This window comes from Flavobacterium sp., from assembly GCF_004295795.1.
Classification (GTDB): domain Bacteria; phylum Bacteroidota; class Bacteroidia; order Flavobacteriales; family Flavobacteriaceae; genus Flavobacterium.
The window spans coordinates 64492-83131 of record NZ_SEBR01000009.1 but is presented as its reverse complement, the minus strand read 5'-3'; the positions used below and the strand labels follow the sequence as shown (position 1 = coordinate 83131).

Annotated in this window: 15 protein-coding genes; 12 read left to right on the top strand and 3 right to left on the bottom strand. The window is 46.1% G+C overall.

The features are described from left to right. The first annotated feature begins 5 nt into the window (after positions 1-5). The 3 genes from EOO49_RS09495 to EOO49_RS09485 all read left to right on the top strand — a co-directional run bounded on the left by EOO49_RS09495 (position 6) and on the right by EOO49_RS09485 (position 2912). Positions 6-407, top strand: a complete 402-nt coding sequence (locus EOO49_RS09495) for a GxxExxY protein (protein WP_290845021.1) — start codon at positions 6-8, stop codon at positions 405-407. An 88-nt stretch (positions 408-495) separates the two neighbouring features. After that, positions 496-2325 (top strand): glycoside hydrolase family 13 protein, encoded by a 1830-nt coding sequence (locus tag EOO49_RS09490; RefSeq protein ID WP_290845020.1) that lies wholly within the window; start codon positions 496-498, stop codon positions 2323-2325. Between the two features lie 197 nt (positions 2326-2522). Then, a complete protein-coding gene (locus tag EOO49_RS09485; protein WP_290845017.1) occupies positions 2523-2912 on the top strand; it encodes a DUF1398 family protein in 390 nt (129 codons plus the stop codon). An 18-nt stretch (positions 2913-2930) separates the two neighbouring features. On the opposite strand, the gene EOO49_RS09480 is transcribed toward EOO49_RS09485, so the two are convergent. Continuing rightward, positions 2931-3932 carry an NADP-dependent oxidoreductase gene (locus tag EOO49_RS09480; RefSeq protein WP_290845015.1) on the bottom strand — a complete coding sequence of 334 codons (1002 nt, stop codon included), beginning with the start codon at positions 3930-3932 and terminating at the stop codon, positions 2931-2933. A gap of 162 nt (positions 3933-4094) precedes the next feature. Between EOO49_RS09480 and EOO49_RS09475 the strand changes: the two genes are divergently transcribed. The 3 genes from EOO49_RS09475 (at position 4095) to EOO49_RS09465 (ending at position 8076) form a co-directional block, all read left to right on the top strand. Beyond that, positions 4095-4508, top strand: a complete 414-nt coding sequence (locus tag EOO49_RS09475; protein ID WP_290845013.1) for a helix-turn-helix domain-containing protein — start codon at positions 4095-4097, stop codon at positions 4506-4508. A 461-nt stretch (positions 4509-4969) separates the two neighbouring features. Next, a complete protein-coding gene (locus EOO49_RS09470) occupies positions 4970-6592 on the top strand; it encodes an alpha-amylase family glycosyl hydrolase (RefSeq protein ID WP_290845125.1) in 1623 nt (540 codons plus the stop codon). A 2-nt stretch (positions 6593-6594) separates the two neighbouring features. After that, a complete protein-coding gene (locus EOO49_RS09465; RefSeq protein WP_290845011.1) occupies positions 6595-8076 on the top strand; it encodes an FAD-binding protein in 1482 nt (493 codons plus the stop codon). 28 nt (positions 8077-8104) lie between these two features. Here EOO49_RS09465 and EOO49_RS09460 read toward each other — a convergent pair whose 3' ends face one another. Beyond that, positions 8105-8371 carry a hypothetical protein gene (locus tag EOO49_RS09460; protein ID WP_290845009.1) on the bottom strand — a complete coding sequence of 89 codons (267 nt, stop codon included), beginning with the start codon at positions 8369-8371 and terminating at the stop codon, positions 8105-8107. Between the two features lie 143 nt (positions 8372-8514). Here EOO49_RS09460 and EOO49_RS09455 point away from each other — a divergent pair, with 143 nt between their 5' ends. The 3 genes from EOO49_RS09455 (at position 8515) to EOO49_RS09445 (ending at position 14221) form a co-directional block, all read left to right on the top strand. Then, complete coding sequence (locus EOO49_RS09455) at positions 8515-9192, top strand: glycerophosphodiester phosphodiesterase family protein (RefSeq protein WP_290845007.1); 678 nt, start codon at positions 8515-8517, stop codon at positions 9190-9192. Then, positions 9189-10397: an NAD(P)/FAD-dependent oxidoreductase gene (locus tag EOO49_RS09450; RefSeq protein ID WP_290845005.1), complete on the top strand. Its 1209-nt coding sequence runs from the start codon at positions 9189-9191 to the stop codon at positions 10395-10397. Before EOO49_RS09455 ends, EOO49_RS09450 begins: the two co-directional genes overlap by 4 nt. Before the next feature lie 308 nt (positions 10398-10705). Continuing rightward, positions 10706-14221, top strand: a complete 3516-nt coding sequence (locus EOO49_RS09445; protein ID WP_290845004.1) for a choice-of-anchor L domain-containing protein — start codon at positions 10706-10708, stop codon at positions 14219-14221. A gap of 250 nt (positions 14222-14471) precedes the next feature. Here the strand turns inward: EOO49_RS09445 and EOO49_RS09440 are convergent, their stop codons facing one another. Then, on the bottom strand, positions 14472-14948 hold the full coding sequence (locus EOO49_RS09440) for a TspO/MBR family protein (RefSeq protein ID WP_290845003.1): 477 nt from the start codon (positions 14946-14948) through the stop codon (positions 14472-14474). A 108-nt stretch (positions 14949-15056) separates the two neighbouring features. Between EOO49_RS09440 and EOO49_RS09435 the strand changes: the two genes are divergently transcribed. From EOO49_RS09435 to EOO49_RS09425, 3 genes are all read left to right on the top strand, one after another. Continuing rightward, on the top strand, positions 15057-16139 hold the full coding sequence (locus tag EOO49_RS09435) for a diphosphomevalonate decarboxylase (protein WP_290845001.1): 1083 nt from the start codon (positions 15057-15059) through the stop codon (positions 16137-16139). Between the two features lie 80 nt (positions 16140-16219). Beyond that, entirely contained in the window at positions 16220-17158 is a 939-nt protein-coding gene (locus tag EOO49_RS09430; RefSeq protein WP_290844999.1) for a mevalonate kinase, read from the top strand. 54 nt (positions 17159-17212) lie between these two features. Beyond that, a complete protein-coding gene (locus EOO49_RS09425) occupies positions 17213-18169 on the top strand; it encodes a geranylgeranylglycerol-phosphate geranylgeranyltransferase (RefSeq protein ID WP_290844997.1) in 957 nt (318 codons plus the stop codon). Positions 18170-18640 lie beyond the last annotated feature (471 nt).

Below are 18640 nucleotides of genomic sequence, written 5' to 3'. Positions count from 1 at the left end.
TCCGCATGAGAAAAGATGAAATATCGCAACTATCTTATACGATTATTGGATGTGCAATCAGCGTCAATAAGGCATTAGGCCCTGGTCTTTTAGAAAGCATCTATGAAAAGTGTCTGGAGTATGAGTTGGAAAAGATAGGTTTCTCTGTCAAGAGACAGGTTCCTGTTTCGGTTGTTTACGATGGCCTAGTATTTTCACATCGGCTCAAGGTAGATTTATTGGTGAACGACCTGGTAGTTTTGGAATTGAAAGCTGTCGAGGCGCTGCTACCAATTCACGAAGCACAATTGCTTACCTACATGAAGTTGCTTAAATGCCCTCAAGGCTTACTGATCAACTTCAACACTACGAATATTGTCAAATCTTACGTTCCGCTTGTCAACAAATTCTACGAATTTGAAACTTAATGCGCTTAATGGACTTAATGTTCTTAATGCTTCCAAGGAAGACGAAGTCTTCTGTCTTAACTAACCTTAATTCCTTAACGGTTTTAAAATGAAACAACTACTTCTCCTCCTTTTCGCTTTCACGGTCGCATCGGCACAACTCCAAAAAACCGAACCACCATTCTGGTACGCCGAAATGAAAAACCCGGAACTCCAAATCCTATTCTACGGCAAAAACATCTCGTCCTACCAAGTTTCAGTAGACAAAAACGTCCCCATTACGAACGTCGCCAAAACAGAAAATCCCAACTATCTGTTCGTGACGATAGACACCAAAAACATTCCCGCGTCGCAACTCACTTTCGAGTTCTCGGAAAAAGGCAAAACCAAATTCACAAAACCCTACGAAGTCAAAGCCCGCAAGCAAAATTCGGCGTTGCGGCAAGGTTTCGATTCTTCCGATCTGGTCTATCTGATCATGCCAGATCGCTTCGCCAACGCAAATCCATCCAACGACAATTCATCAGAAACCACAGAGAAATCCGACAGGAAAAACGACCACGGCCGTCACGGAGGCGACATCGAAGGCATCATCCAAAACCTCGACTACATCCAAAGCCTGGGCGCGACCGCAGTCTGGAACACGCCACTTTGCGAAGACAACGAACCTCGCGGCACCTATCACGGTTACGCGCAAACCGATGTTTACAAAATCGATCCGCGTTACGGCACGAACGACGACTATCTAAAACTTTCGTCTGAACTGCACAAACGCGACATGAAGTTGATCCTGGATTACGTGACGAACCATTGGGGCGCCGAACATTGGATGGTAAAAGACTTGCCAAGCTACGACTGGCTGCACCAATTTCCGGGTTATGCCCAAAGCAACTATCGCATGACGACGCAATTCGACCCGAACGCTTCCGAAATCGACAAGAAATTTTGCGTCGACGGCTGGTTCGTGAAATCGATGCCAGACTTGAACCAATCGAATCCTATGGTCGTGAAATATCTGACACAAAACGCGATCTGGTGGATAGAATATGCAGATTTGGACGGATTCCGCGTCGATACATACTCGTACTGCGACAAAAAAGGAATTGCCGAATGGACGAAAGCGATTACGGACGAATATCCGCATTTCAACATCGTCGGAGAAGTCTGGATGCACGATCAGGCGCAAATGGCCTATTGGCAAAAAGACTCGAAAATCGGGGCGATCCAGAGTTACAATTCCTATTTGCCGTCTGTCATGGATTTCACTTTGCACGATGCGATCGAAAGCGCGTTCAACGAATCTGAAGGTTCGTGGGACAAAGGCATGATCAAGATGTATGACAATTTCGCCAACGACTTTTTGTATCCGAACATCAACTCGATCCTCGTCTTTGCTGAAAACCACGATACGCAACGCTTCAACCAGCGCTACAAAGATCTTGCGACCTATAAAATGGCGATGACCTTAATCTCGACAGTACGCGGAATTCCGCAAATTTACTACGGATCTGAAATTGGCATGCAAGGCGACAAAGGTAAAGGCGACGGCGATATCAGACGTGATTTTCCTGGCGGATGGAAAGGCGACGCCCAAAACGCTTTCACGGCATCGGGTCGAAATGAGTCTGAAAAATCCTACTTCGATTTCTCGTCCAAACTTTTCAACTGGCGAAAATCGAAATCGGTCATCCACAACGGGAAAACGCTGCAATTCATCCCTGAAAACAACGTTTACGTGTACTTTCGCTACGACGAAAAAGAAACGATCATGGTCGTGATCAACAATTCCGACAAGGCTCAAACCTTCAAAACCGCGCGTTTCCAACAAGGAATCAAGAATTTTGCAACGGGAACCGATGTCATTTCGGGCAAATCGATCAACCTCAAACAAGACATTTCGATCGCCCCTAAAACCGCGTGGATCCTGGAATTGAAATAGTTCCGCAAGTTTTATATTTATTGGGAAGCAAATTCCGGCTTCCGCGATTAGCTTTCTTGAAAAACCTGGTTTTGCAGCCTTTGCGAAGAGCTTCCTTAGGTCGCTTCCGCAAAAGCGCAAAACACGCGGTTTTTCTGCAAAAGGCTAATTCGCTAAAATCCGGGCTAGGTTTCGCACCAACATCAAAATCTGACCAAATGTTCACCATCGCACAAATCGAATCCGCACATTACAAAGTCAAATCAGGCGCAGACTTTCCCGCTTACATTCGCGAAATCAAAAACCTTGGCGTGCGAGCTTTCGAGACTTTCGCGTGCGACAGCCACACGAACTACTTCGGAAAAAATGACTTCAAAACGACTTCCGAACCTAAATTTCCAAAGCTCCAAATCGCCAAAGAACTCGATTCCAACCAATTCCGACTCGACCTGAAATCACACCAAAACGCCAAAACCGACTACATGACTTTTTGTGTCAACTGCGCCAAGTCGGGCATCGCGAAATGGGTTTGCGATCTCGAAGAAATGACTTGCACTTACTTTGATTTTGCGGGAAACAAAGTGCTTACTGAGAAAATTGCGGAATAGCGCCGCAAATCGCATCGGTCATTTCACCTTCACGACTACTTTTCCTCTGGCGCGACCGCTAGACACGTAGCGCATTGCCTCGTTCAGTTCTTCAAAATGGAAAATCTTGTCAATCACGGGACGAATAGCGCCGATCTCGATCAGTCTTCCAATTTCCGACAATTGTTCTCCATTGGCTCGCATGAACAAGAACGAATAATCGACGTCGTGCTTTTTGGCCTGCTTCCGAACCTTTATGCCAAGCACGAAAATGGCGGCTTTCATAAACCACGACAACCCGATCTCTTTAGCGAAAGCCGCATCCGGCGGACCGGAAATCGAGATGACTTTTCCACCCGGTTTCAAAATACCAAACGATTTCCCGAGCGTTTTCTCGTCCTGGCTGTTCAGCACAAGGTCGTAGTCTTTTAAAAGCGTTTCGAAATCCTGCGTTTTGTAGTCGATAACGATGTCTGCTCCTAAACTCTTGACCAATCCGAAATTTTCAGCACTTGTAGTCGTCGCGACGGATGCGCCCAAATATTTCGCCAATTGGATCGCAATCGTACCCACGCCGCCCGAGCCTGCCTGTATAAAAACTTTTTGGTTTTTCCCGAGGTTCGCTTTTTCAACGAACGCCTGCCATACCGTCAAAGCGACCAATGGAATAGAAGCGGCTTCCTCAAACGAGACATTTTTCGGCTTTAGCGCCAGATCGTTTTCGTTGACAGCTATAAATTCTGCAAAAGAGCCGATATGAAAATCGGCCCGACGCGCGAAAACTTCGTCCCCAATCTTATATCGGCTAACTTTCTGGCCGACGCTCACGACCGTACCAGCAAAATCGTGTCCTAAAATCAACGGAAACTTATACGGCAATAACTGCTTAAATGCGCCACTTTTCAATTTCGCATCCAATTGGTTGATACTCGACGAATGAATTTCGATCAGAACTTCATTTTCCTTTAAAACCGGGCGTGCAATTTCTGTCAACTGAAGCGGCTCGCTTTTGCTGTAACTATTTATAATGTATGCTTTCATGTGGGAAACTTTTGTCATAACTAATTTGCCGATGGCTTCGGATCGACGAGGTCGAAAGCCAATTTTACTTTGCGGTAATTTATACGTAAATTCGCTTGCTATTTGCAAGTACAAAGCTATTGAATAACTTTTAATTTGCAAGTGCTTTTTTGAAATCGAATTATGAAAAACGACAAAAAAAGATCAGATTGCCCAGTCAGTTGTTCTCTTGATATTTGGGGAGATAAGTGGTCGTTGCTGATTGTTCGCGATTTGATGTTCGCCAAACAATGCACTTACGGACATTTCCTGAAATCCGAAGAGAAAATCGCAACCAACATTTTGGCTTCACGGCTTCAAACGCTTGAAGAAAACGAAATCATCAGCAAATCAAGCCATCCGGACAGCAAGGCCAAAGTGCTTTACAGACTGACGCAAAAAGGGATCGACCTCTTGCCCTTGATGATCGAAATAAATTTGTGGGCCGAAAAATATTCTGCGATCCCACCGGAACGAAAAGCGATGTTGAAAGAAGTAAAAAAAGACAAGCAAAAGTTTATCAATACAAAGATGAAGGAGCTTCAAAATAATCGATAAGTGCAAGTGTCCGATTTTGCCACTTTGCCAGGCACCACTTTTAAGATTGTCGTAAACTTCGGCGCAAACAGCCCAAGTGAAAAATGTTGGAACAGCAAATCCGCACTAAAAGATTTAACATTTTTTACAGATTTTCTGTAATTAAAGTGGCGTTTCTTTTTGTAGGGATAAACACCGGCCCCTTCCCTACGACAAGATCGCGATTTCCGAAACGCACCGTTTACAGGAAATCTGTAAAAAATCCTAAAACAAGGTTCGAACCAAAATCGGCACATTTCTGACTCCAAATAGTTCCAAGCCAAAAATCAACCCGAATCCCAAGCCGCCAATTGGTGGAAAATCCGTAATTTTTCGGCTGAATTCAAAAACGCCAAACCCGCACCCAAAGTCTACCTTGCGGACGGCGAAAAACCAGAGAAATGAAGAGAACGCTAATCTGCGCATTGATCGCCACGATGACTATGAGCACGACACTTGAGGCGCAAACCGCACCGAAAAACCAAGATAAAAAAGAGAAATTACCATTCATTTGGCAAGGCGCCAATCTCTACTTTCTGCTTGTCGACCGTTTCAACAACGGCAACAAGTCGAACGACGTGAATTTTGAGCGCAACCAACCCACTGGAAAACTGAGAGGTTTCGAAGGAGGCGATATCAAAGGCATTACCCAAAAAATCGAGGAAGGCTATTTCGACAAACTCGGGATAAACGCGATCTGGTTAACGCCGATTGTCGAGCAAATCCACGGCGGTGTGGACGAAGGTCAAGGCCTGACTTACGGCTTCCACGGCTATTGGACAAAAGACTGGACTAAAATCGACCCGAATTTCGGAACGTCGAAAGACCTCGCAGAACTCGTAGAAGTCGCGCACAGCCACGGCATAAGAATTTTGCTCGACGCCGTTATCAACCACACCGGTCCGGTCACTGACAAAGATCCGGTTTGGCCAAGCGATTGGGTCAGGACTGGCCCGCAATGCGACTACAAATCTTTCGATTCGACGACCGCGTGTACTTTGGTCGCCAATCTTCCCGATGTCTTGACTGAAAGCGACCAAGACGTCGAGCTTCCGCCGGCACTTGTCGCCAAATGGAAATCGGAAGGCCGTTATGAACAGGAGATGAAAGAGCTGGACGATTTCTTCAAGAAAACGGGTTATCCGCGCGCGCCGCGATTCTACATCATCAAATGGCTCACAGATTATGTGCGCGAATTCGGAATTGACGGCTATAGAGCTGACACCGTAAAACACACTGACGAGAAAGTTTGGGGCGAATTCAAATCGCAGTGCAACATCGCTTTCGCCGAATGGAAACAGAAAAATCCTGAAAAAGTACTTGACGACAACGACTTCTTTACGGTTGGCGAAGTTTACGGCTACGGAATTTCGGGCGGAAAAGACTACAGCTTCGGAGACAAGAAAGTCAACTATTTCGACAACGGTTTCAACGGACTGATCAATTTCGAGTTCAGATGGGACGCCGAAAAAACCAACGAATTCGTCTTCAACAAATATTCCGAGAAACTCAACAACGCGCTCGAAGGCTACACGGTCCTGAATTATCTGGCCTCGCACGACGACGGAAATCCATTCGATTCCAAACGTCTCAGAAGCCACGAAGCCGGAACGAAATTGCTGCTTTCACCCGGAATTTCACAGGTTTATTACGGAGACGAAACAGCGCGACCGCTTATCATAGAAGGCGCTCAAGGCGACGCTACTTTGCGTTCTTTCATGAATTGGGACGAAATTCCGTCGAACAAGGACAAAAACAACGTTTTGGAACATTGGCAGAAACTCGGGAAATTCCGCAAGCGACACGTTTCGATCGGAGCCGGAGTTCACAGGGTTTTGTCCGGGAATCCGTATTTGTTCAGCCGAGGATTCGACAATGGCACGATCAAAGACGTCGTGATCGTAGGATTGGATTTGCCCGTCGGAAAGAAAAAACTCAAAGTTTCATCGGTTTTCAAGGATTCCACACGACTTCGCGACGCTTATTCGGGGAAAGACGTGACCGTAAAATATGGCGAAATCGAGCTTGATACGCCGTTTACGATCGTACTTCTCGAAAAACGATAACCGTGAAAGAACTATCTCGGAAGAAAATAATTTGGGGCGGCATTGCAATTGTCGTCCTTTTTCTTTCGTTTCCGATTGTTTTCGTAGCCAAAACCGCTTTTGGTGAAGACGGACAAAAACTCCCGATTCCGAAAGGCTTTTCGAATGATGCGAGCGAACTCAGCCTGACCAGGATCGATTCGATAGTCAACGTCGAAAAATCGCCCGACAGTATCGTTTTGCAACTGAAAGCGCTTCGCGCCTACGCCAAAAAGAACCACAAGCCAATCTCGATTGCCGGAGCGCGACATTCCATGGGCGGACACACGATGTTTCGCGATGGAATCGTAGTCAACATGCGGCCTTACAACCAAATGTCCTTCGATTCGAAAACCGACATTCTCACGATCGGATCGGGCGCGCTTTGGGAAGACGCGATCAACTATCTCGACAAATTCGACAAATCGGTGGCCGTGATGCAGGCTTTCAGTTCGTTCTCGATAGGCGGATCGATTTCGGTGAACGGACACGGTTGGCAAAAAGATTCTCCTCCAATTTCCTCGAGCGTCGTTTCGTTTACGCTTCTTAAGTCTGACGGAAAAATCGTGACTTGCAGTCGTCAGGAAAACGCCGAACTTTTCAGTCTGGTCATTGGCGGCTACGGCCTTTTCGGAATCATTCTCGATGTAAAACTCAAGGTCGTCGACAACGAAAACATGAGTTTCACGCGCTACAAACTGCCTGCGAAAGACTATTTGCCGTACTTCAAAAAATATGCGTCCGACGATCAGAACGTAAAATTGGTCTTTGGACGACTCAACGTTTCCGACAAGCAATTCCTCAAGAATGCCACGCTAAACGTCTTCCGCTCGACGGGAAAATCATTGGTGAAAAACCCGAAAAAACCGGCTTCCAAAACCACCGAGGTCAAGCGTCTGGTTTTCCGAAGCTCGGTCGACAGCGAATACGGCAAAAGGCTGCGTTGGGATTTGGAGACGAATTTGGGTGAATTTACGGCCGACGCGAACATTTCGAGAAACGAGATTCTCAACGACGACGTGCGTCTGATCGAGAACAAGGATTCCGGCTCGACCGACATTTTGCAGGAGTATTTTATTCCGGAGCGGAATTTCGATAAGTACATAGAGAAATTGAAGTCGGTTTTGCCCGATCCGGAAATCGACCTGCTCAACATCACGATCCGAAATGTTTACAGAGACAACGACAGTTACCTGAATTACGCCCGCGAAAATGTGTTCGGATTCGTGTTTCTGTTCAACCAAAAAAAGACGGACGAACAGGAAATCGCGATGCGGAAATTGACCCAAAAATTGGTAAAGATAGCGATCTCAAATCACGGCACTTATTATTTGCCTTATCGGCTTCACGTAGACAAAAAAACCTTCAGAAGCGTTTATCCGCAAGCTGACGCGTTTTTTGCGCTCAAGCGGAAATACGACCCTGAAGGTGTTTTCGACAATAAATTATATTCGCATTACCGTTAGCTCCCAAATATCCAACGGGGCGAATTTGTCAGGCAGCCAATTTCGGATTCTGCACTTTCATCTTGAAGAAAGTGTTCCAAAAATCGGCAAGAGCGAATAAAATGCTTCGGCTCGAACAGTTCGGTTTTTCGACGACGCGATCGATGTGTTTTACGAGATGGCCTTTGAAAACATCGGCCAAATGCGAATCTTGAGACTCGGAATCGACGATCTGCTTCATCGCATCAGCGAATTTTTCGCGTTGATCAACTCGCTCCGAGATCATTAAATTCAGCGCCATTGCTGTGAGTTGCATACTTTGAGTGTTTTTGTTTATGCAAAAATAGTGGTGGCATAACTGTCAGGTTTTACAGATTAGATTGCCCTTGTTGTACAATCTCACTTTTAACATTTTTGGATGCGATGCCTTTGAAAACGTACATTTGCCAAAAATCCTCCATGCAAGTTATCGCACATCGCGGCGCAAAAGGTTATGTGTCAGAGAATACGATCGCGGCTTTCCAAAAAGCGCTTGAAATGGGCGCCGACGGAATCGAGCTCGACGTGTTTTTGTCGTCCGATAATGAGATCATCGTTTTCCACGACGAACATCTCGATCGCCTGACTGGCGTTTCCGGAAAAATCGAGGATTTGACTTTGGACGAAATCCGAAAGTTGAAAGTCGACTTGCAACACCAAATCCCGACGCTTGCCGAAGTTTTCGATTTTGTGGACAAACGCTGTCTGATAAACGTCGAAATCAAAGCCGAAGCCGCGACGTTTCCCGTTTGCGACCTCATCGAAAACTATGTTTCGGACAAAAATTGGAACTATGAACATTTTCTCGTTTCGTCCTTCGACTGGAAAGCTTTGCAGGAAATCAGGAACCGCAACCCGAAAATTCCACTTGGCGTTTTGACCGAAACCGATCTCGATTTGGCCATCGGATTCGCGAAATCGGTCAAAGCCGAGACTTTCCATCCTTATTTTCATTTGGTGGACGAAGCTTCGATTGCGAAAATCAAAGCCGAAAACCTCAAGCTTTACGTTTGGACCGTGAACGAACCCGAAGACATCAAAAGAATCGAAAACCTCAACATTGACGGCATTATAACCGATTTTCCCGACCGCGCATGAAAACCTACGACATACTCATAATTGGCGGTGGAGCGGCCGGATTCTTCACGGCGATAAATGTGGCCGAAAACAATCCGAAACTAACGATCGCGATACTCGAAAGAGGGAAAGAAGTGCTCACGAAAGTCAGGATTTCCGGCGGCGGACGCTGTAATGTGACGCATGCGTGTTTTGATCCGAACGAGCTTGTGACGTTTTATCCGAGAGGCGAAAAAGAACTGCGCGGTCCGTTCCACACTTTTGCGTCGGGCGATACGATCGAGTGGTTCGAAAAACACGGCGTCGCACTCAAGATCGAAGAAGACGGGCGCATGTTCCCGATATCGGATTCTTCCCAAACCATAATCGACTGTTTTATGGACGCGGCCAAAAAGAGCAAAATCGACATTTTGACGGGACAAAGCGTGCAGTCTGTCTTTCAGGGAGAAAAGCATTGGAAAGTCGAGACGCAACACGAGCAATTTTCGTGTCAGAAGTTGGTTTTCGCCAGCGGAAGCAATCCCAAAATCTGGGAAATGCTGGAAACTTTGGGACATTCGATCGTCGAGCCCGTGCCATCGCTTTTCACGTTCAACATCAAAGACAGTCGCATCAAGGATTTGCCCGGCGTTTCGGCCAAGGTTTCGGTTTTGGTCAACGGAACGAAACTCGAATCGCGCGGACCGCTTTTGGTCACGCATTGGGGAATGTCCGGCCCGGCGATTTTGAAACTTTCGGCTTGGGGCGCGAGAACTTTGTCCGATAAAAACTACCAATTCGGGATTACCGTGAATTGGCTCGATCTTATCGATTCAGATGAAGCCGAAACAATCCTGCGCGAACTCAAGCAAAATCAGCCCAAGAAAACCGTGGCGTCGAAATCGCCTTTCGAATTCCCGAACCGACTTTGGGAAAGTTTGGTTGTCGCATCTGGAATCCCGTCGGATATGAAATGGGCCGATCTTTCGAAAATCCAACTCCAGAATCTGTCGAAACAACTCACCGAATGCAAATTTTCGGTAAACGGAAAAAGTACTTTCAAGGAAGAATTCGTAACGGCCGGCGGAATCGATCTCAGGGAAATCAACTTCAAGACCATGGAAAGCAAATTGCTTCCGAACCTTTATTTTGCGGGAGAAATCCTCAATATTGACGCAATCACGGGCGGTTTCAATTTCCAGAACGCCTGGACCGGCGGCTTTATTCTGGCGAAGTCAATCAGCTAACGTTCATGAGGTTTTCGATATTTCCAGAAATGATTTTGGATAATATTAAAGGTTGATTCGAATGTTTTCCAGAATCCTTCGGATGGAAATGTTTCGGATGTTCGACAGTTATTTACACGATGAAAATTCTGACCAAAAACGGTGTTGCACTTACGCTGAAATTCCTCAGCAGATAATAAAATCCTTTGCAGGCAAAAGAACCTTCTCTAGCCGGAAAGGTTTTTTTTGTTTCAATTAGTTTAACGCTTGTTTAACAATTTGCAAATCAATACATTTGAGATTCCCTACAAAAAACACACACAACGCCAATGAAAAAACAACTACTCCACTTGTTTTTTGTTTCACTTTTATCTGTAGTCGGAATCGCCCAGACTTCAAATCCCGTTTGCGGCGGGACTTTTACAGATTCTGGCGGAAGCGGAAATTACCCCAACAACGCCAACGAAACAACGACGATCTGTCCTGAAAATCCAGGAGATATTGTCACGATCACTTTTAGTTTATTTAACACCGAACCGAATTTCGACGCACTTTACGTCTTCGACGGAAACTCCATTTTGTCGCCTCAGTTTTCGAGTGGAAACGGGCCGGGGAATGTACCCGGTGGACTTTCTGGCGGATTTTGGGGAACGGCACTTCCCGGACCATTTATCGCTACAAGCCCAGACGGTTGCCTCACGTTTTTGTTCAGAACCGACAGCGTTGTCGACAATCCCGGCTGGATCGCCAACGTGAACTGTATTGCTGCATCGGCTTGTATCCAGCCGTCTGGCGTACAAACTAGCATTGCGACGTCGAACTCGGTTACGCTCGACTGGTCGAGTTATTCCACTTCGAATTCGTGGCAGGTTTATGCGACGCCTTGTGGAACGCCCGCGCCAACGTCGAGCTCGCAAGGTGTTTCAGCAACTGCGCATCCTTTTGTGCGAACCGGACTTTCACCTGACACTTGCTATGATTTCTATGTGAGATCTTCGTGTGACGATAATGTGTTTTCTGATTGGAGCGCACCGATTACGGCTTACACGACGGCCGCGCCTCCTACTTGCGGCTCGACTTTTACCGATCCGGGCGGACAGTCTGCCAATTATCCGAATGGGAATAATACGGTCACGACGATTTGTCCTGACGTTCCGGGCGAAAAAGTGCGCGTGACATTCACGAGTTTCAGTACCGAAGACAGTTGGGATCCGCTTTATGTATTTAATGGAAGTACGACTTCGGCTCCGCAGATTTTAAGCGGAAACGGTCCGGGAAATGCGCCCGGTGGATTATCTGGCGGATTTTGGGGAACGACGCTTCCGGGGCCGTTCGAGTCTTCAAGCGCCGATGGTTGTCTCACGTTTCAATTCAGAAGTGACTCAGCCGTAAATTACGCAGGATGGATCGCCAATGTGACCTGCGGTGTCGGCGTTGATTGCCAGCCGCCGTCAAACCCTGTAGTCTCGAATATCACAGCGACTTCAGCTACCTTGAACTGGACACCGAACGGGTCGTCCACGCAATGGTCGATACAATACAATGGGCAAACTGTGACAGTTGACAGTCCGTCGTATACAATTACCGGATTGTTCGCAAGCACTTTGTATACCGTAAGCATCAGCAGCATTTGCGAAGATCTGGTTTTTCCGGGACTTGCGATTCCGGCGTCGTTCGTGACTTTGACTCCGACTTCGAATCCGCTTTCGGTAAATACCACACTTTACGATGCTTCCGGACTCGTCAACAACGTTCTGATCGACAATCCTTGCCTTGAGGTGAGCAATATCACTTCGAGCACGGGCACGAATTTCGCCAGTACGAACGGCATCGGATTTTTCCAAAACACGAACCCGACGTTTCCACTGACTTCCGGAATCGTGCTTAGTACCGGAAATGCCGACAATATTCCGGGTCCGAATACCTCGGCTTTGAGCGACGGAGGAATTGGCTGGCCGGGCGACACGCAACTTGAGACCATAATCTCTGCGGCAATCGGAACGCCTATGACTTCCCTGAACGCGACTTCACTCGAATTCGATTTCACGGCGCTAAACGCTTTCATGAGCTTCAATTTCCTTTTCGCCTCAGACGAATACGGAACTTTCCAATGTAGTTTCGCCGATGCTTTTGCGTTCCTGCTGACCGATCTCGAGACGGGTATAACCACGAATATCGCAGTCGTTCCGGGCACTCAGGATCCGGTTTCTGTGGTGACGATCCGCGACGGCGAATACAACACAAATTGCGCTTCTGTGAACGAGGGTTATTTCGATACTTACTTTGGAATGCCGAATTACGATTCCGCGACGAACTTCATCGGTCAGACCAGTGTCATGACGGCTTCGGCTACCGTGATTCCGAATCATCCTTACCACATCAAATTGGTTGTTGCCGATCGTTCTGATTCGCAGTATGACTCTGCGGTTTTCATCGAAGCCGGAAGTTTTACGTCGGGTCCGCCTCAATGCAGCGACAGGTTGCAGCTCGTGGCCTTTGTGGATGAAAACGCCAATGGAGTAAAAGATTCGGACGAAGATTATTTCACCCACGGATCTTTCAGCGTCGACAAGAACAATCTCGCCGATCCTGAACAGGTTTATTCTCCGTTTGGCAGCCATGACCTTTATGATGAAAATTCGGTGAATGTTTACGATTTGTCGTTTGAAATCCAGTCTGATTATGCTGCTTATTATTCGGTTTCGGCCTCTTATGACGATCTTTCCGTTGCGACAGGAAGCGGAACCCAAATCGTGAATTTCCCGATTACACTCACGACGCCTTACAACGATGTCGCCGTAAGTATCGTAGCGATGAGTCAGCCGCGACCAGGATTGACTTACCAAAATATCGTTTATTACACCAATAACGGAATCGCGCCAGCATCTGGCACTTTGACTTTTGCGAAAGATGCGCTGGTTTCGATCACAGCTATTTCTCAAGCGGGAACTGTTGCAAATTCCAACGGATTCACGTTCGCTTTCGCAGATTTGCTTCCTAACGAAACACGCCAGATTGTCGTTACGCTTTCAGTTCCAGATCCGCCAATTGTCAATATGGACGACGTTTTGACCAACACGGTAAGTGTTTCTGGTGTTTCAAACGATATTGATGCGACAAATAATACATTCTCGAATGCTCAGGTTGTCATCAATTCCTATGATCCGAATATGGTCGTGGAAGCTCACGGCGCGCAGATCGACATCAATACGTTCAGCGCCAACGAATATTTGTATTACACGATTTATTTCCAGAACATAGGAACGGCCAGCGCGATTCAGGTCGTTGTGCAAGATGTGCTCGATTCGAAACTCAATGAGAACACTGTCGTGATGATGAACTCAAGCCACACTTACACCATGTATCGCAAAGGCAATTTGGTGCGCTGGAATTTCGAGTACATCATGTTGCCGGGACAACTCGAGAACGATGCGTTGTCAAAAGGATTCATTTTCTTCAAAGTCAAGGTAAAGCCGGGATTCGTTACGGGTGACGTCATTCCGAATACGGCAGAAATCGTGTTCGACAGCAATCTTGCCATTGTTACCAATACTTTTTATACCACTTTCGTGGATGCGCTATCGGCTGGAGAATTCGGCAGTTCGAACGTGACTTTGTTCCCAAATCCCGCCAAGAGTTCTTTCACGGTGAATATCGTCGAGACGAACGAAACGCTTTCGCGGATTTCAGTTCACGATTTGCTTGGCAAGAAAGTCCTGAACGCTCAGGTAAACAACCTTACACAAACCGATGTCGATATCAGCAGCTTGTCGAGCGGAATCTATCTCGTGGAAATCACGACAAGCAACGACAAAAAACTTGTCAGGAAATTGGTTGTTGAATAAACAATATCGTTATTATGAAAAAATCCCCTTCGTTGGTTCGGAGGGGATTTTTTGATTTTGGAAAGATCGGTTTTGATGGAAACAAAATTGCGTGAAGGATGACGGCATTGTCTAAGCTCTTTTTGCCCAACAGCGTTCGTAGTTTGGCCTTGAGCCCGTGGCAAAAAAGCGAGTGCCGTCCAGCCTGACGGCGGCCGACGCCGATTGAAGTCGCAACTGCGGATTTTCCCGGCCGCCGGCACGCCCAAAACTATCTGTTCAAATACCAAATGGATGCGTTCAACACGGCCGCGAAAGCAACCCAAAGCAAATATGGCACGAAAAGCCAGCCTGACAGTTTGTTGATCCGTCCGAATTTGAGCCAGGTTTCGTAAATCATAAGCCATAAAAGCACGATTTCGACCAGCGCCAGCAACGGATTTTGGAGTCCGAAGAAAAGATACGACCACAAAGCGTTGAGCGCAAGTTGAATAAAAAAGAATATGAGCGCTTTTTTGACCTCGTTTCTTTCGAAATCAATGCGCGCCCAGACCAAGCCCGCGGCGACGCCCATAAAAAAATACAACGCGCTCCAAACCGGGGCGAAAATCCAATTTGGCGGATTGAACGACGGTTTTTCAATGGTGACGTACCAAGTCGTGATCGCGGTTCGCGTGACTTCTCCTGAAATGTAGCCGATTCCGAGACAGGTCGCGACCATTATGGCCATTTTGACGAATTTGTTCATATTTTAAAAGCTGTTTTACCAAGTAAAGTTAGGTTTTTTGAGCCATTAAGAAGTTAAGAATAGTTAAGGTTGCCGTCTGCTTATTATCTTTGCACAAAAAATTAAATTATGACGCAAGACGTCGATTTCGTTCCCAAAGAATATTCGAATTCTATAGCATCGGGTCGCTTTGAATGGAGCGCTCCCAGCAACATCGCACTTGTGAAATATTGGGGCAAGATAGAGCCGCAATTGCCTGCGAATCCCTCGATCAGCTTTACTTTGGACGCTTGCAAAACGGTTACCGAACTAGAATTCCACAAGCGTGAAAACGACGGGAATTTCGCTTTCGACTTGCTTTTCGAGGGAAGTCCGAAGGAAGATTTCAAGCCAAAAATCCTCAAGTTTTTTCAAAGGGTAGAGACTTACTTGCCGTTTTTGAAAGATTTCCATTTTACTATCGACACGCGAAATACTTTTCCGCATTCTTCGGGAATTGCATCTTCGGCTTCCGGAATGGCGGCTTTGAGCGTGAATTTGATGAGTCTGGAAAAGACTTTGAACCCGGCGATGACCGATGATTATTTTTGGAAAAAGGCGTCGTTTTTGGCCAGACTTGGTTCGGGAAGCGCTTGCAGAAGCGTCAAAGGCGAAGTCGTCGTTTGGGGAAAACACGCCGGAATTCCCGGGAGTTCCGATTTGTTCGGAGTTGAATTCCCGTTTGAAATCCATCAGCAATTCAAAAACTATCAGGACACTATTCTGCTTGTTGAAAAAGGACAAAAAGAAGTTTCGAGTACAGTCGGACACGATTTGATGTTCAGACATCCGTTTGCCGAAAGACGTTTTGAACAGGCGCACGAGAATCTGTCGAAAATCAAGAACGCTTTGGTTTCGGGAAATCTCGAAGCATTTATTTCAATCGTGGAAAGCGAGGCTTTGACTTTGCACGCAATGATGCTGACTTCGAATCCCTATTTCATTCTGATGAAACCAAACACTCTGGAAATCATCAACAAAATCTGGAAATTCAGACGTGAAACTGCCACGCCGGTTTGTTTCACTTTGGACGCGGGTGCAAACGTCCACGTTCTCTATCCGGAAAATGTCGGTGAAAAAGTTTTGCAATTTATTAAGGATGAATTGGTTGCACATTGCAAAAACGGAGAGTACATTTGTGACCGCATTGGTTCAGGCGCACAAAACTTTTGAAAGTTCGAGATTTATAATTCTGTACCTTTACAATAAATAAAACGGACAAAACCGCGTTATTTCCACAACACCAAAACAAAATGAAAGGACCGTTATTTTACTCAAAAATCCTTCTTTTCGGGGAATACGGAATCATCAAGGATTCCAAAGGACTTTCTATCCCATACAATTTCTACAACGGCGCGCTCAAGGTTTCGGATGAATTGTCTGACGAAGCCAAAGCGTCGAACGCGAGTTTGAGCCGATTTGTGTTCTATCTGGAAAATCTCCAAAAAGAGCATCCGAATCTGGTTCAGTTCGAGATCGAGAAATTACATCACGACATCGCTGAAGGAATGTATTTCGATTCGTCGATTCCGCAAGGTTATGGCGTGGGTTCAAGCGGCGCTTTGGTCGCGGCGATCTACGACAAATATGCGAAGGACAAAATCACGGTGCTCGAGAATTTGACGCGTGAGAAATTGCTTACGCTCAAAACGATTTTCGGACACATGGAATCTTTCTTTCACGGAAAAAGTTCCGGACTTGACCCATTGAATTCGTATTTGAGCATCCCGATTTTGATCAACTCCAAAGAAGATATCGAAGCCACGGGAATTCCTGCCCAAAAAGCGACCGGACACGGAGCCGTATTTTTGCTCGACTCGGGAATCGTGGGCGAAACCGCTCCGATGGTGAACATTTTCATGGAAAACCTCAAGGACAAAGGCTTCCGCGCGATGTTGAAAAACCAATTCGTGAAATATACTGATTTGTGCGTCGAGAACTTTCTTGGTGGCGACATGAAATCGTTGTTCGCCAACACAAAACAGCTTTCCAAGGTCGTTTTGAACAATTTCAAGCCGATGATTCCCGAGCAATTTCATGGAATCTGGCAACACGGAATCGACTCGAACGATTACTACCTAAAACTCTGCGGATCTGGCGGCGGCGGTTACATCTTGGGCTTTACCGAAGATTTGGAGAAAGCGCAAAATGCCCTGAAAGACTACAAACTCGAGGTCGTTTACCAATTCTAAAAGTTGAATGTCAACTGTTTAAAGTCAGACGGACTTTTGACTAAAACCCAATTTATGCTCAACCGCAAGAACAAATTGCTCCTCAAGAAAATCGTGAGCATGTTCTCGGTGATTCGCGGCTACAATATTCCCGTGATCGCGTTGGCGCAATACCTCGGCGCGATTTTTATTTTGTCGCCACCCGAAATGCCGGCTTTGAAGGTCTTGCTCGACAGCAACCTTTTTCTGCTGGTTTTGGCGTCTTCGATCGCGATCGCTTCGGGTTATATCATCAACAATTTTTACGATTCCGAAAAAGATCTGATCAACCGACCCAGAAAATCGATGCTCGATCGACTCGTGAGCCAAAAGACGAAATTGTACGTCTATTTTTCGGCGAATTTTGTGGCGGTTTTTGTCGGATGGCTTGTTTCATGGCGCGTTGCGTTGTTTTACGCCGTTTACATTTTCGTGATTTGGTTCTATTCGCACAAGTTGAAAAAGTATCCGATAATCGGGAATTTGACGGCTTGTTTGCTTGCTGTCGCCCCGTTTTTTGGGATTTTGCTTTACTTCGGAAAACTCGATCCGCACAGCATGTTTCGTGCGAACCAACTCGAGATCATCATTTCACACGCGGCTTTCCTGTTTTTGCTGCTGCTGATTCGAGAAATGACCAAAGATCTCGAAAACCTCAGAGGCGATTTCGCCACAGATTACAAGACGATTCCTGTCGTTTACGGCGAAAATACTTCAAAGACGATAATCACGGTTTTGTGTTTACTGACCGTTGTTCCGGTTTACGCGCTGATTGAACTTTTCGACGTCGGCTATATGGACATTTACTTCTATATGTGTCTGACTTTCCTGCTGTTCTTCGTGATTTTCCTATGGCGGTCAGACCGCCGAAAGCAATTCCTCGCACTTCACAACTGGCTTAAATTCATTATTGTGGCTGGCGTTTTCTGCATCGTGCTTATCGAACCGAGCGTTTTGTGGCATGGAAAAAAGATTTTGCTTTCTGGGATGTAAGAAACTTCGTTATTCGTTGTTCATCATTCGTTACTCAAATGTCGAATCTTTTTACAATCCAAAAAGAGAATAGGTTCAGATAAAACTTTTAACAAAAAGTACATTTTTTATGTAAACGAGATATTTCGGAAATGCCGATCTTACCTTCAGGGAAGGGGCGAATGTATCCCTACGAAATTTACACTTTGCCACGATACAGAAAATCTGTAATAATTGTTAAATTTCCGGAACATCAACCAATGAAACTTTTTCTATCGATACTTGTTGGCCTTTTCGTTCTCGCCATAGGATTTATATGGCTTTTATATTTGGCATCGTCCCACAACGTGCCAGCCAAAACTCATTTTGTTATTGGAATCGTTTTCTTTTCGCTGATCGCTGTTTTCGTTTGGGTTCGAAAAACTGACAGCCGTTGACCTTTAAATATTGTACCACGAACACAACAATTGAATTTCGAACGATTGCCTAGCC